Source organism: Dyadobacter sp. NIV53 (assembly GCF_019711195.1).
GTDB lineage: Bacteria > Bacteroidota > Bacteroidia > Cytophagales > Spirosomataceae > Dyadobacter.
The window spans coordinates 4,401,946-4,424,789 of sequence record NZ_CP081299.1 but is presented as its reverse complement, the minus strand read 5'-3'; the positions used below and the strand labels follow the sequence as shown (position 1 = coordinate 4,424,789).

The 22,844-nt window shown below is 40.4% G+C and carries 20 protein-coding genes and 1 pseudogene; 7 read left to right on the top strand and 14 right to left on the bottom strand.

Annotated elements, in window-relative coordinates; all coding sequences use genetic code 11:
• Positions 1 to 40 precede the first annotated feature (40 nt).
• The 8 genes and pseudogenes from KZC02_RS18200 to KZC02_RS18165 all read right to left on the bottom strand — a co-directional run bounded on the left by KZC02_RS18200 (position 41) and on the right by KZC02_RS18165 (position 7,976).
• Positions 41 to 295: a hypothetical protein gene (locus tag KZC02_RS18200; RefSeq protein WP_221390005.1), complete on the bottom strand. Its 255-nt coding sequence runs from the start codon at positions 293 to 295 to the stop codon at positions 41 to 43.
• A 133-nt stretch (positions 296 to 428) separates the two neighbouring features.
• Positions 429 to 1,979: a glutamate--tRNA ligase gene (gene gltX, locus KZC02_RS18195; protein WP_221390004.1), complete on the bottom strand. Its 1,551-nt coding sequence runs from the start codon at positions 1,977 to 1,979 to the stop codon at positions 429 to 431.
• 156 nt (positions 1,980 to 2,135) lie between these two features.
• Positions 2,136 to 2,503, bottom strand: a pseudogene (locus tag KZC02_RS18190) (Rid family detoxifying hydrolase).
• Between the two features lie 54 nt (positions 2,504 to 2,557).
• Positions 2,558 to 3,076 (bottom strand): acyl-CoA thioesterase, encoded by a 519-nt coding sequence (locus tag KZC02_RS18185; protein ID WP_221390003.1) that lies wholly within the window; start codon positions 3,074 to 3,076, stop codon positions 2,558 to 2,560.
• Positions 3,077 to 3,161: 85 nt separating this feature from the next.
• A complete protein-coding gene (locus KZC02_RS18180) occupies positions 3,162 to 4,010 on the bottom strand; it encodes an outer membrane beta-barrel protein (RefSeq protein ID WP_221390002.1) in 849 nt (282 codons plus the stop codon).
• Between the two features lie 248 nt (positions 4,011 to 4,258).
• Positions 4,259 to 4,945, bottom strand: a complete 687-nt coding sequence (locus tag KZC02_RS18175; RefSeq protein ID WP_221390001.1) for a head GIN domain-containing protein — start codon at positions 4,943 to 4,945, stop codon at positions 4,259 to 4,261.
• 92 nt (positions 4,946 to 5,037) lie between these two features.
• A complete protein-coding gene (locus tag KZC02_RS18170) occupies positions 5,038 to 7,575 on the bottom strand; it encodes a PspC domain-containing protein (RefSeq protein ID WP_221390000.1) in 2,538 nt (845 codons plus the stop codon).
• Between the two features lie 38 nt (positions 7,576 to 7,613).
• Positions 7,614 to 7,976: a PadR family transcriptional regulator gene (locus KZC02_RS18165; RefSeq protein WP_221389999.1), complete on the bottom strand. Its 363-nt coding sequence runs from the start codon at positions 7,974 to 7,976 to the stop codon at positions 7,614 to 7,616.
• Positions 7,977 to 8,216: 240 nt separating this feature from the next.
• On the opposite strand from KZC02_RS18165, the gene KZC02_RS18160 reads away from it, so the two are divergent.
• From KZC02_RS18160 to KZC02_RS18140, 5 genes are all read left to right on the top strand, one after another.
• A complete protein-coding gene (locus KZC02_RS18160; RefSeq protein ID WP_229253660.1) occupies positions 8,217 to 8,729 on the top strand; it encodes a dihydrofolate reductase in 513 nt (170 codons plus the stop codon).
• A complete protein-coding gene (locus KZC02_RS18155) occupies positions 8,704 to 12,699 on the top strand; it encodes a C25 family cysteine peptidase (RefSeq protein WP_229253659.1) in 3,996 nt (1,331 codons plus the stop codon). The genes KZC02_RS18160 and KZC02_RS18155 overlap by 26 nt, the downstream gene beginning before the upstream one ends.
• 64 nt (positions 12,700 to 12,763) lie before the next feature.
• The gene (locus KZC02_RS18150; protein ID WP_221389998.1) at positions 12,764 to 13,510 is read left to right on the top strand and encodes a DUF4290 domain-containing protein; all 747 of its coding nucleotides are present in this window, start codon (positions 12,764 to 12,766) and stop codon (positions 13,508 to 13,510) included.
• A 142-nt stretch (positions 13,511 to 13,652) separates the two neighbouring features.
• Entirely contained in the window at positions 13,653 to 14,960 is a 1,308-nt protein-coding gene (murA, locus tag KZC02_RS18145; RefSeq protein ID WP_221389997.1) for a UDP-N-acetylglucosamine 1-carboxyvinyltransferase, read from the top strand.
• A 158-nt stretch (positions 14,961 to 15,118) separates the two neighbouring features.
• Positions 15,119 to 15,358 (top strand): hypothetical protein, encoded by a 240-nt coding sequence (locus KZC02_RS18140; RefSeq protein ID WP_221389996.1) that lies wholly within the window; start codon positions 15,119 to 15,121, stop codon positions 15,356 to 15,358.
• Here KZC02_RS18140 and KZC02_RS18135 read toward each other — a convergent pair.
• The 5 genes from KZC02_RS18135 to KZC02_RS18115 form a co-directional block, all read right to left on the bottom strand.
• Positions 15,344 to 15,652 carry a HigA family addiction module antitoxin gene (locus tag KZC02_RS18135; protein WP_229253658.1) on the bottom strand — a complete coding sequence of 103 codons (309 nt, stop codon included), beginning with the start codon at positions 15,650 to 15,652 and terminating at the stop codon, positions 15,344 to 15,346. The two genes, KZC02_RS18140 and KZC02_RS18135, sit on opposite strands and share 15 nt — an antisense overlap.
• Positions 15,653 to 15,731: 79 nt before the next feature.
• A complete protein-coding gene (locus tag KZC02_RS18130) occupies positions 15,732 to 17,300 on the bottom strand; it encodes a glycoside hydrolase family 43 protein (protein WP_221389995.1) in 1,569 nt (522 codons plus the stop codon).
• 60 nt (positions 17,301 to 17,360) lie between these two features.
• Positions 17,361 to 17,747, bottom strand: coding sequence for a type II toxin-antitoxin system HigA family antitoxin (locus KZC02_RS18125; protein WP_221389994.1), 387 nt, complete (start codon positions 17,745 to 17,747; stop codon positions 17,361 to 17,363).
• Positions 17,748 to 17,785: 38 nt separating this feature from the next.
• Complete coding sequence (locus KZC02_RS18120) at positions 17,786 to 18,079, bottom strand: type II toxin-antitoxin system HigB family toxin (RefSeq protein ID WP_221389993.1); 294 nt, start codon at positions 18,077 to 18,079, stop codon at positions 17,786 to 17,788.
• Positions 18,080 to 18,208: 129 nt separating this feature from the next.
• Positions 18,209 to 19,066, bottom strand: a complete 858-nt coding sequence (locus tag KZC02_RS18115) for a DUF1080 domain-containing protein (protein WP_221389992.1) — start codon at positions 19,064 to 19,066, stop codon at positions 18,209 to 18,211.
• A gap of 145 nt (positions 19,067 to 19,211) precedes the next feature.
• Here KZC02_RS18115 and KZC02_RS18110 point away from each other — a divergent pair, with 145 nt between their 5' ends.
• Both KZC02_RS18110 and KZC02_RS18105 read left to right on the top strand, forming a co-directional pair.
• The gene (locus tag KZC02_RS18110) at positions 19,212 to 20,129 is read left to right on the top strand and encodes a class I SAM-dependent methyltransferase (protein ID WP_221389991.1); all 918 of its coding nucleotides are present in this window, start codon (positions 19,212 to 19,214) and stop codon (positions 20,127 to 20,129) included.
• A gap of 16 nt (positions 20,130 to 20,145) precedes the next feature.
• On the top strand, positions 20,146 to 21,468 hold the full coding sequence (locus KZC02_RS18105) for a deoxyribodipyrimidine photo-lyase (protein ID WP_221389990.1): 1,323 nt from the start codon (positions 20,146 to 20,148) through the stop codon (positions 21,466 to 21,468).
• Positions 21,469 to 21,496: 28 nt separating this feature from the next.
• Here KZC02_RS18105 and KZC02_RS18100 read toward each other — a convergent pair whose 3' ends face one another.
• Positions 21,497 to 22,777, bottom strand: a complete 1,281-nt coding sequence (locus KZC02_RS18100) for a pitrilysin family protein (protein ID WP_221389989.1) — start codon at positions 22,775 to 22,777, stop codon at positions 21,497 to 21,499.
• Positions 22,778 to 22,844 lie beyond the last annotated feature (67 nt).

Sequence of the window (22,844 nt, the reverse complement as noted above, 5' to 3'; positions counted from 1 at the left end):
TTTAAATCAAACTGTTCTCAATCATGCTTTTTATTGTAACCTATTCTTCCTCTTCTTCTCCCTCTGTCTTTTTCTTTGCCTTACGTGGTGTTTTCCTGCCCGGAATATCTTCCCGGTCACGCAGTTTTTTGTCATCCACATTTTTGTTCAAAAACTCATTGATACGATCCATATCAAAACTGGTAGAAATTTCACCAAAAGAGTTAATCTGAATGTCAAAACCTTCAAGTTCTTTGTGTACCCTCGGTTTTTCGTTTTCCGTCCTGGATGAATCAGTTTGTTTTTTCTTAGCCATTATTTTATGAGCTATCGGCTATCGGCTTTCAGCTTAGGGCTTCCGGCGTACGACCATTTAAATAATTACTTTACGAAAGTATGCAACTACAAATCTATTTTCAAATCAAATTAATCAAACGGCGTATTTATAATTATGCCAGGCGAATTTGAGCTGGTAAGCGGTCCAAGGCATTAACCAGGCGGTTTGTCACTTCCTGTTTTCCGAGTATTTCCATGATCACCATTAAATCAGGGCCGGCGCCTGCACCTGTTACGGCCAATCGCAAAGCCTGCATGATCTTGCCCATTTTGATTCCCAAAGTCTCCATGGTTGCATGAAGGGAATGTTTGATATGATCAGCAGTAAAATCACCTTCAAATGTTTCCAGCGAATCTTTAAATCCTGAAATAGCATTCACAGCTTCTTCATTCCATTTTTTCAAAGCAACCTCCTGATCATATTCCTTCGGGGCATTAAAAAGAAAAATTGATTCTGCCACGATTTCTTTTACAAAATGTACCCTGTCTTTCAGTAAATGGACAATTTGAATAACCTGTTCATCATTTACTTCAATTCCCTGGGTAGCATAAAGCGGTTTTACTTCACTGGCAATTTCAGCATCATCTTTCATTTTAAGATATTGCTGATTGAACCAGTTGGCTTTTTGAATATCAAACCTTGCACCTGCTTTATGCACACGTTCAAAACTGAATGTTTTAATCAGCTCTTCCATGCTGAATATTTCCTGTTCAGTTCCCGCATTCCAGCCCAGCAACGCAAGAAAATTAGCCGTAGCTTCCGGCGAATAGCCTTCTTCACGGAAACCTTTCGCTATATCACCGGTATTTGGGTCAGTCCATTGTAATGGAAATATAGGAAATCCACCCAGATCCGCATCACGCTTGGAAAGTTTGCCATTTCCATCAGGCTTTAAAAGCAACGGAAGATGCGCAAACTGAGGCATTGTGTTTTCCCAGCCGAAATAACGATATAACAAAACATGCAGCGGAGCAGATGGAAGCCATTCTTCTCCGCGGATCACATGTGTGATTCCCATCAGATGGTCATCCACAATATTGGCCAGGTGATAGGTAGGCATTCCATCAGATTTCAAAAGCACTTTATCATCAATCTGAGAAGAATGAACGACAACCCAGCCACGGATCAGGTCATTGAACCGGATATCCTCTTTGGGCATAATCTTCATCCGGATCACGTATGGTTCCCCGCTTTCCAGTCTTGCTTTGGTTTCTTCCGGTGAAAGTGTCAGCGAGTTTTTCATTTCCTGACGCGTAATGGCATTATATTGTACCGCTGCAACTTTGGCTTCCTCAAGGCGTTTCCGCATTTCGTCCAAATCTTCGGTAGTATCAAAAGCATAATATGCTTTGCCTTCTTTTACCAGCCGTTCTGCATATTCAAGGTACATTTCCTTCCGTTCCGACTGGCGGTAAGGTGCATGCGGGCCACCCGCTTCCGGTCCTTCGTCGATGGTAATTCCCAGCCACGAAAGTGCTTCCATAATATATGCTTCGGCACCGGGAACGTACCTGTTTTGATCCGTATCTTCAATACGAAGTAACATCTGACCACCTTGCTGGCGTGCAAACAAATAGTTATACAATGCAGTACGAACACCTCCTGCATGAAGAGGGCCGGTTGGACTTGGAGCAAATCTTACTCGAACTGGTAGCTTATTCATTTATTCTTAACTTAAAATAGGTTTTATCACGATTTTTAAAGTAATCTGCCATGTAATTAACTGCCAGATCTTCTACTTTTCAAATCGAAAAATTATCATTAATGATACCGGTGACCTAGAATTTATCATTAACAACTTATCATTTATAATTAGCAATTAATCAACCGCGATCACTGATATCTCAACATTTACGTCCTTTGGAAGCTTAGCCACCTGAACAGTTTCACGTGCGGGTGGTTCAGAAGTAAAAATCCACCATAAATCTCATTTACCGAAGCAAAATCATTCATGTCTTTCAGGAAAATTGTTGATTTGATTACATGAGAAAAACTCATGCCTGCTGCACCCAGGATATGGCCGATGTTCTGCATAACAATGCCCGCTTCTGCTTTTATATCTCCCGATTTGGCCAATTCAGCCGCAATCTGACCGGAAACATATAGTGTGCCATTTACCTTTACAGCCTGACTGTAAGGCCCGATGGGTGCGGGTGCTTTATCTGAAAAAATGATTTCTTTTGCCATATCTGATGTTTTTGATCCTGCAAAAGTATCAAAAATAATGGCATGAGAGGCTTGTTATTCTACATCAAACAATGCTTTTAATTCCGTAGCCTCCGCAGGATTCATACGGCCGGCCAAAACCAGGCGGAGTTGCCTCCGGCGTAATGCACTGATGTGTAATTCTATTTCCTCTTTTGACTCCGGTTCCAAAGGAGGGACTTCAATAGGACGACCGTTTTGATCTACGGCTACAAATGTGTAAAACGCACGGTTGGTGCTTACCCGCAAACCCGCCGGAATGTCTTCTGCCCAAACTTCCAGATACACTTCCATGGAAGAATTGAAAGACCTGGTGACTTTGGCATGCATAGTGATAATATTCCCAAGCCTGATCGGCTCAGTAAAAGAAACGTTATCCACCGAAGCCGTAACCACAATACGATTGGAATGTTTCTGGGCAGAAATGGCAGCACAAATATCCATCCAGTGCAGCAATCGTCCTCCCATCAGGTTGTTCAGAGTATTGGTATCGTTGGGAAGTACCATTTCGGTCATGATCACTTCTGATTGCTTCGGATGTTTTGCCTTTAACATGTGGGATTTTGATGATTCAGAGGTTGAGATAAAGAATGGTATTCAGCCATTTATAAAATATATTCTGTAAAAGTCGATGTGCATATCAGAGTTTCGGGCAACGCATCCTTTTTCTTTCCGAAGCCTGCATTCTGTTGCCGATCAGGTAAGTTGCGCGGAGCTGTACAAATGAGAAAATATCATTTCTGGTTCCGACTCCTCTATGCCATCCTGGCTGTTTGGGATCTAATCCAATTTCAGACGAACGGTCCGATAGCCTTCTTGCAAGATCGCTTGGCAACTGATCCGGATTAGGGAAAACACCACTGACATCATCGAAATAATCGGATCTGACAAAATTGTTATTCATTTCTATTCCCAAGCTAAGCCTCTCAAATGCCTGTACAGAAACTCCGATCGCACCTGTAATTACCAATGGTAACCGGCTGTATTTAACCCCTTCGGTAGTAAGAGGAGGCAAACTGTACCATTTTCCATCAAGCTTCGCTTTCGGGTTAAGATACGTTACACCTGCGCCTAAAAACAAATATGGATTGATTCTGGCGTGACTGTTGTAAGAAAACAAATCAGCCTGAATACCCAGATTAATATCCGGATTGCGGGTTCGGAAGGAAAGATTATTGTCAGGATACCTGGAATACCTCTGCTCACCGGAAGTCTGGTAAAAACGAAACTCCCCTCTTGCACTAAAATGTTCAGTAACGCGATACAAAGCACCCAGTGAAACTGATGGCCCCATTCCCAGATGTTTCAAATTGATCTTATTATTAAGGTCGCCGTAATAATAAGTAAGGCCAATTCCGCCGGTTAGGCTTAGTACACCAAATGGAGGCGTATATCTTTTAGCTGAATTACCTTTTCCCTGTGATCTTGTATCAGGAGAAAAAATAAGAACCCCGAAAATGATAAGTGCTGATGTTATATAGTGCTTCATTTTATACCTGCATTTAATTTATCCAAATTATTAAAATTGATTCATTGAAGCATAACTGTTTTTGTTTGTTACAAAAGCAGATGTGAATATGCTTCCTGCCCGATAAGAAAATAATTTTGGAAGGTAAATGTCTGTAAATATATTACTCTTAAAATAATATGTCACTTTTAGTCTGTTTTTAAGACAAAGAAAAAGCCGGGCAATGCCGGCTTTTTCTTCAAATAAGATGTTCTTTTTATAAAAATATATTAATCCCTCTTCACTGAACTTGCTCCCGAAGTACTGGAATGAATATCTTTTACATTTCCTGAGTATCTGATACTGCTTGCTCCGCTTGCTTCGGCATGGATAGTTGTACTGGCTACAACGGCGGCGCTGCTTGCACCGGAAGCATCGATATTTACTTCTTTGGCAGGAAAATCTCTTCCTTTGAAGGTCGATGCACCTGAAACTTCTCCGTTCAGAACATCACATTGTCCCGTTAATACCAGCGAAGATGCACCTGATAAATCCATGCTCACTTTTTGAGCTGCCACTTCCATAGTAACTCTTGAAGCCCCTGAAACTTCAACATCAAAATTTTTCACTCCCGAAAATTTACCAACCGTAGCAGTACTTGCCCCGGAAAAATCAACTCCATGCAAATTTGGCATCGTAATATTGATACTTACTGTTTTACGGTTTTTATGCCAGTTATTACCCCTGTAGCCTATTTTCAGCACTCCACCTGAAACATTAGCTTCAAGGTCACTCAAATCTTCACTTTTCCCTGATGCAGTAACACTGAAATTGCTGCCTTGTTTTACATCAATTTTGAAGGCGCTTCCCATCGCAAGTTTATTAAAACCGGAAACCGGAAATTTCTTTGTATCCTGTGCAAACGTGGTGACAGATACCAGTAGGGCCAATAAGCCTGCTGCAATAAATTTCTTCATGTCGATTAGTTTTTTGTTATACGTTTTGTAAAGGATGATAATTGGTTAACAAAAGTTGCATCCAGTTTTAAACAGGATGCAACTTTTGTTATTTATTGCTGAACATCAATTTTACTAGCGCCATTTGAGCTTTTCTTTATATTCGTTACCCTTCCCAACTCGGCTTTGGACGCACCGGAAGCTTCAATGTCTACGTTTTCGATATTCATTCCTGTTGCATTAAGCTTACATGCGCCTGACAGATCAAAATTAGCTGATTTTGCACTTCCCATCAAAGTCGCTCTCGATGCTCCCGAAAGTTCAACGATCAGTTCATTGGTTTCCACATCAATTTCAGTTTTAGATGCACCGGTAACATCTACATCCAGTTTAGTCAGGCCTCTGAATCCTGAAACTCTTGCTTTGTTTGCCCCCGATAAAGAAATGCTTTCAACGGTCGGCATCGTAATAATCAGCCCTACCCTATTCCATTTATCCATATTAAATAAATTGAAATTAGAAGATCTTTTTACGTGTAGTGTACCATCTTCCACAGTCACTTTCAAGTCGTCCACATCATCTGCTTCGCCATCAGCCGATACATTGAATTCAGTTCCCTGCCTGATACTGATTGAATAGGCCCCGCCAATATTCAGTTTCTGGAAAGCCCCTACCGGGAATTGCTTGATATAAGTGCCACGCTCTCCAAGGTTCAAATCACTGTTTTCGTCATTGAAAGAGGAATATTCGTCACTGCTTTCCTGATTATCTTCATTATCATTTCTGATATATTTGGCTGGTATATTAGTACAAATCAAGCCAGAATCACGACGGATTGTCCAGCGAAGCGAGTTCCAGTTTACCTCATTGTCATCTAAATGATACTGATTCATTTGAGGAAAGCTGCCATCATTATGAGAAAGTGAATAATAAAATTCACGGGTCATAATAAATGGTTTATCATAAGGTACATGCAGGGTAAGATCAATGCGCTGATCACGGAATGGGCCGCTTTTTGCTAATCCCGGCCCTTCATGAAACAAAATAATTGAATCCTTTACGTTCAGATTATATTCCAGTCCCGAAGCTATTTTCTGAGCTGCTTCACGGGTACGCCCTCTTGAAAACATCGTTTTTTCCAACTTAAGACTGTCACTTGTACCTGAACCGGTTAATCTGATATCAATATCAACATTTTCGTCATCGTATTCATTACTCTTATCAAGTGTAAGCGTTCCGGTTGGAATCGTGTAATAAACAGATGTTGAGAATTCACCACGTTTCGCAAAATTCCTTTGAAAAGCAACGCCCTGAACCGTACTGACAATAATACCAACAATCCAAAGGCCAAGTAATGTCAGCCAAACTGAACTTCCTACCAGCCTTCTGTTTGATAAAAGTGTTAATCCTAATAAGAGAAAAGTTATAAAGGGAATGGCAGTTACCAGTATACCTGACAAGATCAGGCTTGTTGGCAATTCCTGCATGATCATGAAGGGTATCGGCATATCATCAAAAGGTGCCGCACTGGTAACTCCCAGCAAAATCCCGCCGCCAACAAGCAAACCAAATAAAGTAATTGCAGACACCCCTACCAGAAACACTCCAATCAGTACTCTTAATACAGGACCAAGACCTTTAAACAACTTCCCCAATGCACCTATAATTAAGGCAATGGCACGAAAAGGCAAAAGCAATATTTTGGTAAGCGCATTTTCTTCACCACTTTTTTCATCAACATTCAGGCTTTGTTTGATGTTGGATTCAATATTGGACAAAGTTATCGGCTCGCCCTGCATTTCCATTTTCTCAGTAAGCGTATTGGCAACAGGTGCTATAACCCATAAAATGATATAAATAAGAACACCCGTTCCAAAAAACAATATGGACAGAACCCAAAGAAAACGGACCACACCCAGGTCAACACCAAAATAGGATGCTACACCAGCGGCTACCCCACCTACTACTTTGCGGTCCGGATCTCTGTAAAATTTCTTGATCCTGGTATCTTCTTCCAAAGTTGCAGATCCCGGAAAAGCAATCCACATAGCAATATAAACCAATACCATAAATCCTGACAATGGACCCAATTCGTCTTCCAGGTCCAGATTAAAAATACCGGAACCTGCTGGCAGGCCTATTACTGCGAATAAAAATGCAAGGCGGATCCAAAGCGGATCGATCGTGAAATAATGCGCCAGACCGGCAGCAACACCGCCTATTAATTTTCTTTTCAAATCCCTGTACAGTTTTCTGGCAACACCTGGTTTGGCAGTTTCTGTCTGGGAAGTATTACCAGCCGAAGCAAAAGTTTCCTCTTTTGGTGGCGCTTTTGCATAAGAAGCAGATTCTAACGGGTCTGCAAAAAGATCTTCTGCCTGTTCAATAGCTTCAAAATCCGCCACTGTACCCATTGCCCCGATCAGTTCTTCCACATCGACCAAGGATATAACCTGTTTGTTTTCTGCTTTCTGTTTATTCAGAAACCTTTCGGCAACGCGGCCTTCAATGTCAGAAAGAATTTCTTTGCTATCTGCGAAAGAAGAAAAATATTTCTGAATGGATGACAAATAACCTTTCAACTTTTCGTAGCCGTCTTCCTCTATGTGAAAGATGATACCACCGATATTTATGCTGATTGTCTTTTTCATGATTGTAAAATCGAATGTCTTTAAATGATCAGTTAGGGTCAGGAAGGATTTGATGCAGTTTTACTAAGTTCTTCTGTACGGTGAATCACGGATTCCACAGAAGCGGCCAGTTCAAACCACGTTGTATGCATGGCATCCAGAAATAATTTCCCCTCATCAGTCAAAACATAGTATTTTCTGGGCGGTCCGGATGACGATTCCACCCATTTATAATCCAGCCAACCTGAATTTTTCAATCGGGTCAATAGCGGATAAAGTGTACCTTCCACTACCATTATACGGGCAGACGTTAGTTCATCCAACATATCCGAAGCGTATACTTCACCTCGTGATATGATATTCAGGATACAGAATTCCAGAATCCCTTTCCGCATCTGTACTTGGGCATTTTCAACATTCATATCGGGTTCATCTGTTTATTAATGAAAATATAAATTCATGGCTAATAGATAAGATTCTCACTTTCTACTCAACAAAGGTATAGAAAGGTACTTTGTGATGCAAGGTACTGTGTTAATTAATTATTATCGTATTGATGAATGGTTGATTATCAGGTTGACCGGCAAATTATAGCCATATATTTCAATTGTAATTGATTTGAATTATATTTTGAAAAAATTCCATTCAAACTATATACTACTTTGCAAGACCAGACCCAATTATATATCATTGCCGCTATGAGCGAAAACCGGGTGATCGGAATTGATAATAACCTGCCCTGGCACCTTCCTGACGAGTGGGTACATTTTAAAAAAGTAACAGATGGGAGGCCATTTCTGATGGGACGAAAAAGTTACGAAGCTCCTGATGCACTTCATTCGACTTACCGGAATGTAATTCTTAGCGGACATCCCGCATTGGATCAGGAGGAAAATACGGAGTATGCTCCAAATCTTGAAACTGCCCTTGCGTTACTTCGCGACGAAAATGAAGTATTTGTATTAGGCGGTGCTTCTGTATTCCTGCAAACGCTGCCACTGGTAGAAAAACTTTTCCTGACTATCGTACACGCGCACATCGATGGGGATGCATTTTTTCCGGCGGTAAGCCTGGCTGATTGGGAATTAATTTCTTCGGAATACCATGGAATTGACGATGAGCATGAATACTCCTTTTCGATGAATTTGTATGTTAGAAAAAAACCGGAAATATGAAAATGTATGGTTTAAAAGGATCATCCGCACGAAGATCCATCCTATCATATATTATTCTGGTTTCGTTCTTTTCATTTTCTTCTTCAATTTCTCTGTTGCTGCACAAACTGTTCATGGTGACGAATGGATTAATACAAACCAAACTTACCTGCGCATTCCCGTTACCCAAACCGGATTTTATAAGTTAACAAGTCAGGAATTAGAAGCAACCGGGCTACCTGTCAGTGAAATTTCAGCAGTATCCTTTCAAATGTTTCGTCGTGGAAAAGAACTTTCCATTGAGGCAAATAGTGACGAATCCGGCAAATTGGGAGTAAACGGTTATATTTCATTTTACGGGGAAAGGAATGACGGCACCCTGGATTCTTCGCTTTACTTACGCCCGGCCATAATGCCGCATACCTATTACAGTTTGTATTCCGACACGGCTGCTTATTTTTTAACCTGGAGACAAGACGGAAAATCCGGAAAACGAATAACGAAATCACTTCCAAACAGCGGCGTTAAAGTTCTCAACTATCATTTCGAGGAAGTTTCTCAATTATTCAACAGCAACTATTTTACAGGTAATTTTTATCCAACCGGAAGTAATTTTGATACCGGATCTGTGCTTTCCAATTACGATAACGGGGAAGGCTGGACAGGAAAAGATCTGAATAATGCGTGGCAGATTATTGATATTAATACAGTCAATCCGGCTTACGATTATTTTGGTCAAACGGAAGTTGAGCTGGTATTCGCCGGGCGTTCGGCAGGAACTCATGAAATAGAACTCCAGGCAGGAAAAACGGGTGAATCAGGCAGAAATATAACTAAACTTACTATTCAGGATTACAATTCACTGACTTATAGATTTTTACTAAAAAGAGAAGATATCACTGCGAATGGAAAGATCGCTATTTCTATTCATGCCGTAGAAAAAACCGGTTCCATTTCCGTTTCTCATGTTAAATGGCGTTATCCACAGAAATCAATATTTCCAGCAAACAATAATCAAAAGATATTTCATTTTGGAAATAATACTGAAACAAGTTTATGGGAAATAGGAAATGTAGAAAACCGGAAGTTTTACGATTGTTCAGATCCTTATAACCTTAAAGAACCAGAACAAACCGATCATTACATTTCTGTGAATGGAAGCACAAGAATTATTGGCTACAAAGAACCGCTCAAAATCAATAAACCCAGACTTGTACAATTTAAATCCCTTGATACCCTACAAACGGATTATCTGATCATTACACATCCGCTGGTAAGAAAACGAATTGATGGCGTTGATCCCGTTGAAGCATATGCTGCTTATCGCGCTTCCCGGGAAGGCGGCGGCTACAGACCATTTATCATTGAAAGTGAAGAAGTTTTTGACCGCTTTAACTATGGAGAACCGGGACCGTCCGGAATAAGAAATATGATTGGCCGCATGTTTAATGCCGGGCAATTAAAATTTGTATTTATCATCGGAAGATCCATTGATCCGCAAACTGCGCGAAAAATGGGTAATGCAAGAAGTGTCGATATGATTCCCAATGCAGGCTGGCCAGGTTCTGATCTTGCATTATCAATGGGGATTGAAGGTGCTGACACTTTTGTACCGCTCGTGCCGGTTGGGCGTATCAATGCGCTTAATTCTGAAAATGTCCGGACCTATCTGCAAAAAGTAAAGGCTATGGAAGCAGAACCGGCATCAGCTCCATGGAGAAAAAACATTCTGCATTTGAGCGGAGGCCGTTCCCGAGATGAATTAGCCGCTTTCCGGGGATACGTCAAATCTTTTGAAAGTAAGGTTGCCGGTTCTTCTTTGAATGCCCGCGTACAAACTATCTCTAAAAAAACAGATGCAGAAGTGGAGCAGTTTCCGATCAATGTTCCTGTTAACAAAGGAATTGCACTTCTGACTTTATTTGGACACTCGGGACTGGATGTTACTGACATTGACATCGGTTTTGTGAGTGATGACAAACGCGGATACCAAAATCATCCTTTTTATCCGGCTGTTATTGCTAATGGCTGTGCATTAGGAAGTGTTTTTTATTCAACGAAAACCATTAGTACAGACTGGATATTTTCTCCAAAAAACGGGGCAGTATTATTTCTTGCACACACATTTAATGGCATTTCTTCGTCTCTTAAACATTGTACAGACTCCTTTTATGAGGTTTTGGCTGATCCGCAATTTGTCAGCGAGCCATTTGGAACCATACAACAGGAAGCTATTCGCAGAAATATGCTCAAACATCCCAACTTATCAAACGGTATTACGGCACAGCAAATGAACCTGCACGGCGATCCTGCCATCCGGATTTTCCCTGCCCTGCTACCAGATTATACCTTCGATTCAACTTCAATCAAATTTTCAGATCCATCTGGAAACAAACTTAGCATATGGAGCGATTCTATTCTGATTCACGTTGGGGTTGTCAACAATGGACGGTTCAGGAAAGAGAATTATGAGGTTTTGCTTAAAAGTTATGGAACATCTTCGGTTCCGTTTATCATTCGTTCCTCACACAAATCTGTGGCTAAGCCTGATACATTGACATTTAAAATGGCTAATCCTTTTGCAAGGTCAGGCACATTTTCCTGGGAAATTACGATAGATCCTGAAAACAAATTATCTGAGGAAAATGAATCAAATAATGTTTTTTCCAAACAAATGTTTCTTCCTGAAGGGGGCGCTTTTCCATTGCTGCCACTACCCGGTTACGTAACGAGTTCACGGGAAACTGATCTGGTAGCACAAATCCCCTTTGAAAGAAACAATAAAGAAGTCGTTTTTGAATGGGACACAACAAGTTCTTTTACAAATGCTCAAAAAATTATTGCTCCGGTTAACAATTTCATAGCCAGTCATAAAATTCTTATTCCGGATACCAGAAATCAAAGAGTGTTCTGGCGGGTTTATTTACCGGAAGATCAGAACCGGCCTTCGGAAATCCGCATGATCAATTATTCCAATCATGTTGTTTCTGCATCAAAACTTCCTGAGGGAATAGCTTTAATCCTTAAACCTAATACCTCCAAAGTTCAGGAAGGTGACAGTTTACGTTCGGTTATTACTTTTCAAAATGTTACAGATATAGCTTTTAAAGATTCGCTTGCAGTTCGTATTTTATACAAAACAGCAGAAAAAGCAGATACAATTAATATTCACATTTCTCCGTTAGACGCAAATAAAAGCAGGAACCTGGAAATGAATTTCGGCACACTCGGAAAAGTTGGTGAACACGAAATTTCTTTTCTGTTTAATGCAGACAAGCTTCCTGAGGAAATTTATACCAATAATGAAGTACATTTATCATATCTCGTAATTCCGGATCGCATTCCGCCCGTCCTGAATGTAAGTGTGGATTATCGCCAGCTGGCAGATAGAGATTTTGTTTCGGCACAACCGGTTATCGGTATTCAGGTATTGGATGAAAATAAATTCCTGATCCGAAATGATACATCGGGTATTGAAGTCTGGCTCAAAGAAGATTGCCCGACTTGTGCAGAGCAAAGGTTATCTTTGACAAATGCCGGGACCCGCAATCTTTCTTCCAACGATTTCAGGATTTGGTTGAAATCAGTAACACCATTAAAAAATGGAACTTATTCGCTTCGTGTAAAGGCAATGGACAAAAGCGGTAATGCAGCTGCGGACTATGAGATTCATTTCAGGGTTGCTGATATACTCGGAATTACAAACGCGGGAGTTTCACCGAATCCTGCCGCTCAATGGTTCAGATTTTATATGGAACTGGAAGGAACAATGCCGGAAGAAAAATTTGTTATCACTATAAATGATCTTACAGGAAGAAAAGTAAAACAGATTCAGGCACCGGCACATACTGGTACAAATGAATGGTTTTGGCAACCGGAAAATCTGCCCGCCGGAATATATTTCTATCATATCGAGGTAAATAATAGAGAAAGGGCTTCATCTTCAGGAGTAATAACCGGATTACACGGAAAATTGATTTGGGTTAGATAAAAAGGCTTTCTTTTCTTTCCATAAAATCTTCTTATTTTTGTCAATTATAAAATAATTTAAGCCCTTGAAAGAATACGGCAGTAATGTACAAAAACTTACCGATCACATCGTCAAGATAGAAGATCGGACAAAACGCACTCTCTACGCGCACATTTTGGTAGAGCTCATGCGTCAGATACATCCAAATATGCGTGACAATCAGGATTATACCAACAAGCTTTGGGATGATCTATATATTATATCGGGGTTTGAGCTGGATGTAGACAGTCCTTATCCACCACCTTCCAAAGAATCACTTGGTAAAAAACCCTTGAAAGTGGGCTATAATCAGCAAAATCTGATGTATCGCCATTACGGACGAAATATCGATCTGTTGCTTGATAAGGCGATCAATACTGAAAATGAGGAAGACCGTCTTGCTTTCGTGTCCTATATATTCCGTTTGATGCGGTCGTTCTTTAATACCTGGAATAAAGATAATCCGGAAGACCACGTTCTTTTGGGCCAGCTGGAACTGCTTGCCAAAGGACGGCTGAAAGAAGAAATTGACTACATCCGCAAAAACGGGCCTGTTGACGCTTCTCCCAAAGATCGTAACAGCAATCAGGATCGTAACCGGAACAACCATCAGAGCTTTAAAGCCCAGCCAAATAATAATCAGGACAGGCAAGGGCCAAGCAATCAGAACAATAACCCTGGCCGTAACCGCCCGAATAACAATCCTAATAATAAGTTTGCCGGCAGGAATAACACCAACAATAACCGCCCCAATAATAACACGAACAATAACCGCAGAAAACCGGGGATCTGATCACCTGCAAAAACGGATTTATTATTCAACTCTGTAAATCAGGAAATTCTCCTTTACATTTACAGCAAACAGTATTTAATTAAAAGCGAGCGCATCTGCTATCGCCGGAAACACGCAGTCCATTGCTGCACATTCACATAAAATGGCTTCATTTAAAATTACCGGAGATAAACGTCTTAAAGGAGAAATTCAGCCTCAAGGCGCGAAAAACGAGGCATTACAAATTATTTGTGCCGTACTTTTAACGAAGGAACCGGTAACGATCCATAATATCCCCAACATCCGCGATGTAAACCAGTTAATTGACCTTTTGGGTGAATTAGGTGTACGCCGCACACGTCTGAGCGATTCATCCATTCGTTTTGAAGCAGATGATATCAATCTGGAATATCTTGAATCGGACTCTTTTCGTCAGAAAGCTGCTGCATTAAGAGGTTCAGTTATGCTGCTTGGCCCTATGCTTGGCCGTTTCCGCAAGGGTCGGATTCCTCGCCCGGGTGGTGATAAAATTGGCAGAAGAAGATTGGATACGCACTTTCTTGGCTTTGAAAAATTAGGCGCTGAATTCAGTTATGATGTTGAAGACGGAGGGTTCTATAAAGTTGATGCGGCTAATCTGAAAGGCGCTTTTATGCTATTGGACGAAGCTTCGGTTACAGGAACTGCCAATGTATTGATGGCAGCAGTAATGGCCGAAGGAACTACCACGATCTACAATGCAGCATGCGAGCCTTATCTTCAGCAATTATGTAAAATGCTGAACCGTATGGGTGCTAAAATATCCGGTATTTCATCCAATCTGCTGATCGTGGAAGGTGTAAGTGCATTGCATGGAACGGAACATACGATGCTTCCCGACATGATTGAGATCGGAAGTTTCATTGGCCTTGCGGCTATGACACAATCTGAAATCACGATTAAAAACTGCCAGATTCCGCAGTTAGGCGTCATTCCCGATGTTTTTCAGAAACTGGGTATCAAACTGGAATTCCGCGGCGACGACATATTTGTTCCTGCACAGGATCATTACCGTATTGAAAATTACATGGATGGTTCTACATTAACCGTTGCAGATGCACCATGGCCTGGTTTTACACCTGACTTGTTGAGCATCGTACTGGTAACTGCTATCCAGTCACAAGGAACTGTGCTGATCCATCAAAAAATGTTTGAAAGCCGCCTTTTCTTTGTGGATAAGCTCATTGAAATGGGTGCTCAGATTATCCTGTGTGATCCCCATCGCGCAACCGTAATTGGACATAACCGTGAAACACAACTACGCGGCATCCGCATGACATCTCCTGATATACGCGCCGGTGTAGCACTTCTGATTGCCGCATTATCAGCAAAAGGTGTCAGCATTATTGATAATATTGAGCAGATTGACCGGGGATACCAGAATATTGATACCAGGCTGAATGCAATTGGTGCAGAGATTGTGAGGCTGTAACACAAATTCGAATATAGAAGAGCGTTTAATAAAAATGCTCAATCTTCAACACTCAATATCCAATTTATCAGGAAAACCTGTCCAGTTCATCTCGACAGGTTTTCTTATTTCTTGGAATAAGGTTGTTATTCTCATTTTCAATCCTTAAAATCTTTTAAATGAATAATGCTATTATTGTCCTTGGTTATTTAGATAAAATTACCGGTTATAGCAATTGGTATAAAATTCATCGAAAGTATTCTGGTGATCCTAATTACGTATCGTTCTTAGAGGCTCTGGACGATACTATTCAATATTTAGAACAGGAAAAATTAATATTTACAGAAAAAAATGCTGGTGAAATAGATAGAATCTCTATTACGGATTTAGGTCAAAAATATTTTTCACGCTCCCTGTGATACGATCCGATGAATTCCTTGAACACGGCCACTGCTTTTCACTTTCCAGATATCAAATTTTTTCTGCATATCCAGCCAAAATTCGGCATTTACTCCAAATTCATTTTCAAGACATACAGCCATTTCAGCAGAAATCGCAGCTGTTTCATTAACAACCTCTGATAATTGTTTCCGGCTAATATATAATTCTTTTGCGGCCTTGGTAATGGATATCTTCATTTCCTTTAAAATATCTTCCCGTAAAACTGCACCAGGATGAACCGGCTTCATTTCACTTTCCATAAGCCTTATCATTTTTAGTGATATTCTAAATAATTGATATCGCACTCATTGTATTTCATTTGAAACCAATTATAAAAATTCAAAAACCCACCTACTCGTACTTCATTTGAATAGCCTTAATCTCCCCTTTGCCTGCTTGAGTTCCCGACACATTGATCCCAATTCTTGGCGCCCGGTCCCACCGTGGCAGCCAGGGTGCTTCTATCTGTAATGAACTCGTCAGTGAATCAATTTTCTGTCCGGTAACATCCCAGCTGAATTCATAAAAACGGCCATAACGACTTTGCAGTTTCAGCTTGATATTCTTATACTTTTCAGGAATTTCCTGGGTTTTAATCACCTCCTGCACACCATCTTTAATCTGCCACAACCCGATGCTATTTTTACGGATACCATAGCCAATTGCATTTTTGGCATCACCATAAACGATAATGTTCTGCATCAGGTCATTTTTTGCAATCACTTCTGCGGTGAAAGTATAATTCCCTTTTTTGATCGTTAATCCCAGAAAATTCCCTGTACTGCTCTGGTTATTATTTTCAATCTGAAGAGATCCGCCTTCCAGAGTGAATTCAGGTTTTGGAAAGCTGACATCATATACCCATGGAGCTTTTAGCGTATCTTTATCGTAATTGATAAAAAAACTGGAATTAATAACTGCGCTTGCACCCATCGGCGCTTCTGCCTGAGCAGGAGGTGTTTTACCATATCTGAATGCCGGCCATTTTGAGGCTTCGTCCCAAACCAGTTCACTAAGAATGCCTTGTCTGCCACCAAAGGTAAAATCGACGCCGCTATAAGCATGATGTAAATAAAAATAGCGGTTATCAGGCGTTACGACAACCGTTCCGTGTCCGGGGCATTTCCAGGTATCGTCACCAAAAAGGACGGGGTTTCCTGTATATTTTGTCCACGGACCTTGCAGCTTTTCAGCTCTTGCAAACCCAACCTGATAATCACATTTGTTGCCGCAGCACGCATTTCCTGAATAAAGCATGTACCAGTAATTACCTCTTTTGAAAATGGCCTGTCCTTCTGCTCCACCCGATTCCCAACCAGCAGCATCTGCTTTTATCAGACTGAATTCCTTGCCAATCACTTTTAAACCATCAGGCGCGAGTTCAGCTCCAAGTATTTCAATTCCTTTATCTTTATCCAGACCGTATGCTTTCCAGGTAATAAATAATTTGCCTTTATCTTCAACTACAAAAGCATCAATTGCTTCTTTTGTCCATTCAATAATGATCCTGTGATCTTTAAAACCCTTTTTCAGATCTTTTGTACTGGCAACACCGATAAAAGACTGCTTGTCAGATTTCCTTCTGGCTGTGTAATAGGCATAAAAAGTACCATTACGATAGAATAATTCGGGTGCCCAGTAACTGCCCATTGTCCATTCCGGCAACTCAGCAAACACAGGTCCGACGTACTGCCAGTCTACCAGATTTTTCGAGGTGTAAATAGGATAAGCCGGCGCCCACTCCGAAGAAGTACCGACGGCGTAATAGGTATCACCCACACGGATTACAGAAGGATCTGCAAAATCACCGGGAATAACAGGATTTCTGTATGTTACAACTAAGCCTGGATTAGGCTTTTGAGCAAAGCCATTTTTAATAAAAATGAAGATCAGACAGAACAGGACAAGTAAAAATTTCATTCTCTCAGGAATTGATTAGTTAGGCATAAGGGTTTATTGCAACATAAGAAACCATTTTCATTATGCAGCTTGCAATACTTTCTCATTAATAAACATTTCCAGTGGAAGGCCTAAATGTTTATGCAGGTTATGAATTTGCTGTAAGGTAAAATATCGTTTCCGATTAAGAATTTCAGATACTCTTGACTTAGGGCCTATAAATGGCTCCAAATCTTTATTTTTCCAGCCCTTCTCTTCCATTATGTACTTGATTGCATCAATTGGATCAGGATAAGGAATGGTGTAGTGCGTTTGCTCATATGCATGTACGAGGGTACTTATTACATCCAGTTCATCATCTAATTCGGAATAAGGCTCTGGATTTGCACTTAGCAATTCATCTATTCGCCTTAATGAATTTTGGTAGTCTGATTCGGTTTTTATGGGAGTAATGGTAATTGTGTTCATTTTTATGTTTTTCAATTATTTTAATACTATAAATACAATTATACTTTGTGTGCATCAATCTTATCATACTCGGAATGTGTACCAATCCATCGGATATAAACAATTTGCCGATGTACCAACACCACACTTATAATCCTATACTTATTACTTTTGATATCAAAAATTACCCGGTTGTTGCCTATTATATCTACCGAATTAGCAATTTGCTTTAATTCATTCAGGCTTTGTATATTAATTTCTTTAATCTTTGCCATCCATACTTCCAGTGCTGTTCTTGAATCTGCATGGTTGAGATAGAAATCTTTTATACGGGCTGTTGTAATAATTCTCATAAAACTGAATTAACAATAAAGTTACACAATATGTAACTGTCTGCAAAATTAAAAGGGAAATAGATATTTATGCCAAAACATGTTTATATCTATCTCCCTTTTATTCCCTTTTGACCAATACACTACCCTTTATTTCTTCCCATAAGTACAGGCACTATTATCAGCCTTCACATAATAGGATTTAAAATTAGTTGCTTTTGCATCCATACATCCTTTCAGATTAAGGATTTCTACTTTCCTGAATTCAACAGGATGACTTTCGCTTTGGAGGGAAATGGAACCATGATCCAGTAATTTGCCATCAACCATTAAAGAAGGATCATTGCCGCTCACATTGCCGCCACCCATTTGAGGTTTGTTATATTCCAACACCATTTCACCATTGGCGTAATGCCGGATAAGCGAATCACCTAATACAAGCACTTCGGCTTTCACCCATTGATCACCATCATAAGTTTTGGAAGTAGAGTTAAAACAATGCTGCGTTTTCAGTTCCCCATTCATCACCACATTTGTTCCCGGCGTACATAAATTACAGGTTGTGCGTGGTTTTTTGCCATCGCCACCAAGTAGCTGAACTTCAATGGAAATCGGAAAATCCTGGTCTTTACCCATTGTAGTGGCAGGTTGCCCCTGTACCATGATACCGCTGTTCCGCCATGCCCAGCCTTCTCCTTTCGGTGCCTGTTCTCCAACAAAACGATATTCGACCACCACGCGGTAATAAGAAAAATCGCCCTTGTAAAATATATGTCCGTATTTCTGTTTAAAGTCGTCGTATTGATCATACCGTACAACCATTTTGCCATCTTCAACCCGGAAAGTATTGCCAAAATTATCATTCAGATCATTACCTCTGATTTTTATATCCCAGCCATCCAGATTTTTACCATTAAAAAGTTGCTTCCATTCTTCCTTTTCAGATTTTTTCTGACCGAAGGCAATCATGCAAATCAGGCTTAGCAGGGCCGTTAGTTGTAATTTCATAAGAGGTTTATTAAAAAGATTGTAATTGAATAATAACGGGAGATAAAAAGTGATACGTACATTCGCAAGAATTATCCTTCTATTTTCCGTGTTGTTTTTTAATCCAGCCGTACTTCGTCTAAGTTAATGGCGAAGTAAATATACTATGAGAACAAATAATATTAAGCGTAAAGGCCATTCCGAAGATTTTTTCGGAACATACCGTAATTTCTGGTGGAATGAAGCTTTCCTGAACCTGCTCAACAAGAGGCTGGAGTTAAAATTACATCACAACATGCTGGACGTTGGCTGCGGGCAATGTCACTGGAGCAAAATCCTGGCAGATTACCTCGGCCGCCCTGCCAAAATATATGCAGTGGACAATGACCGCAAATGGTCAAAAGGGGAAAAAGAGATCCGCAGCTATTTTCAGGAAAAAAATATTGATTTTGAATTAAAAAAAGGAGATGCACATGACCTTCCTTATGAAGATTCGAGTTTCGATCTGGTGACTTGCCAGACATTGCTGATCCATGTTGAACATCCTAAAAAAGTGATCAGTGAAATGAAACGGGTATTGAAGCCCGGTGGCACAATTCTTTGTGTTGAACCCAATAATCTGGTACAAAGTCTTACGCAAAGTTCGGTTTCTACCAATGATCCGATTGACGAAGTACTCGATCACGTAAAATATGCATTGATCTTTGAACGCGGAAAGAAAAAGCTGGGATTGGGTGATAATTCACTGGGTGATCTGGTTCCGGGATTTTTGTCCCAGGCCGGGTTTGAAAATGTGGAAGTCAGGCTTTCGGATAAAGCCATTGCCATGTATCCGCCATACAACACGGACGAACAGCTCGCCACCATGAAACAATGGCAGAACGGAAATACATGGAGTAATGAAGAATTCAGTGATTACGACTATTTCAGGGCAATGGGAAAAGATAACCTGGAATTTTACGAACGTTATAAGGTTAAATATGCGCATTTGGGCGAACGTATCCTGCGTAATATAGATGCCAACAAATATCATTCTGCGGGCGGTGCAATGATGTATATTATTTCTGCGACCAAGCCGCTATAAATTATTAAGCTTTTACATGAATTTAAAATCGAAAGAGAAAGTTGCCATATTCTGGTTTAGAAGGGATTTACGATTACACGATAATGCGGGGCTTTACCATGCCTTAAAGTCGGGTTATAAGGTTCTTCCGCTTTTTATTTTTGACCGTAACATTCTGGATCATCTTGAAAATAAACAGGATGCACGCATTGTTTTCATTTATAATGCTGTACTCGAAATTCAAAAGGAATTAAAAAAAGCTGGTTCTGATATTCTGGTGCATTTCGGTTTCCCGGCAAAAATCTGGAAAAAACTGCTTACTGAATATGACATTGCTGAAGTATATGCCAATAACGATTACGAAGCCTACGCGATCGACCGTGATAAGGAAATAGGAGATTTACTGGCAGAGAAAAAAATAACTTTTAAACTTTTTAAAGACCAGGTTATTTTCGAAAAACAGGAAATATTATCAGGACAAAATACACCCTACACCGTCTTTACACCATACAGCCGCGCCTGGAAAGCCAAGTGTAATGAATTTTTTCTTTCGTCCTATCCGACTGAAAAGTATTACTCCTCTTTTTTACAAGAAAGTACAGCGCCCATTCCAACGCTGAAAGAAATGGGATTTGAAAATACAGCTGCAAACTTCCCCTCTGCCCATGTGCGGACAGAACTGTTGGAAAAATACGAGGAGCAAAGGAATTATCCGGCTTTGCCAGGAACATCCCGCCTGGGTATTCATCTCAGGTTTGGTACGGTCAGTATCCGCGATTTGGCCAGAAAGGCATTTGAAACAAGTGATACGTGGCTGAATGAGTTGATATGGAGGGATTTCTATCAGCAGATCTTATCGAATTTTCCCCATGTTGGCAGAGGCAAGGCATTTAGGCCGGATTATGACAATATCAAATGGCGTAACAATGAAAAAGAATTTCAGCTTTGGTGTGAAGGAAAAACGGGTTATCCGCTTGTAGATGCCGGAATGCATGAGCTCAACGCAACAGGCTTTATGCACAACAGGGTACGAATGGTTACTGCAAGCTTTTTGATCAAACATTTACTCATTGACTGGCGCTGGGGAGAAGCTTATTTTGCTGAGAAATTACTGGATTACGACCTCGCATCCAATAATGGCGGCTGGCAATGGGCAGCAGGTTCTGGTACTGATGCTGCTCCTTATTTCAGGATATTTAACCCGACTGCACAAGCAGAAAAGTTTGACAAAAAAGGGGAATATATCAAAAAATGGGTTCCGGAACTCAATAGTATGAATTATCCGGAGCCCATCGTTGACCACAAAATGGCAAGAGAACGCTGTTTGAAAGTATATAAAGAAGCTTTAAATAAGGGTTAATTCCAGGTTGCCGGTGCGATTTTGTAAATTACTTCCCTCCTACTACAACTTCAAGCATTTCGTCGGGCCTTAAATAAGTATTGGCCATTTCCATGATGTCTTCACTTGTTGTTGCGTGGATCTGATCAATATAGCGATTGAAAAAATCTGCTGGCAGGCCATCCAAAAGAAGGATTTTACGGCGGTCGGCAACTTCAAAGGCCGTATTAAGGGAACCAGCGAATTCACCTGCCATGAAATTTTTTACCGTTTGCAATTCCTCATCTTCCACAAGTTCAGTTTGCAGTCTGTAAATTTCCTTTTTTATTTCATCAATTGTCTGCTGTGTAAATTCCTTTTTTACATCTGTTCCGATCATAAAATAACCTCCATGACGCAGTGTGATCAGATTAGAGGAAATACCATAAGTCAGGCCTTTTTCCTCACGTATATTTTTCATCAGACGCGACCCAAAGTAACCTCCCAGAATTTCGTTGGTAACCAGCATTTTGAAATAATCAGGATGATGGCGCGTAAATAACCTGCGGCCAATCCGGATTGAAGATTGTACGCTATCCTGCTTTTCGATAAGTATCTGTTTTCCAATATAATCAACCTGTGATTCAGGTGTGATAACGGCCGACTCATTGCTGGCGTCGTATGATCCAAGATATTCCTTTACAATGTTAACATCTTTGTCTTCAACCTGGCCAGCTAAAACGATTGTGAATTTTCCGTTTTTAATATAGCGGTCAAAATGTGCCTTAATTTGTTCCAGTTTTATAGATTCGATATCAGTCTCATTCTGGGTTTTTCCATAAGGATGATCACTGCCGAACAAACCTGCACGTAACTCAACGCTTGCAAGATAAGCCGTTTTTTCTTTGTTCACACGCAGATTTTGCTGCGTGATATTCCTGAGCTCTTCCAGTTCTTTTTCAGGAAAAGTGGCTTTCTGTATCAATTCCTGTACAAGCGGAAGCACTTCCGGCAAAAACCGGGATAAACAATATATTACAATTCCTGTACGATCAGAAGAATGGTTTAAATCTATAAAAGCACCAATGCGATCGAATGCTTCACTTATCTCAGATGAAGACAGCTCTTCTGTTCCTTCTGCGAGCATTTTAATTGAAAAGAACGATGCGCCTGCATATTCTTCCTGCCAGTTTCCTGCGTCAAAAATACATTCCAGCCGTACAACAGGCTGATCCCCGATATTTATTACGTGGAGTTTTAATCCATTATCAAGAATATGGGATTGGGTTTCTGGTAAATGAATAGAATTAATAACCTTAAAATCAGGTGCAATGCTGCGGTCCAGTACCATATATAATAATTAAAAAAAGAAAAAGCGAATGTCGTTGCAATAACGACATTCGCCCTGAAAAATTGAA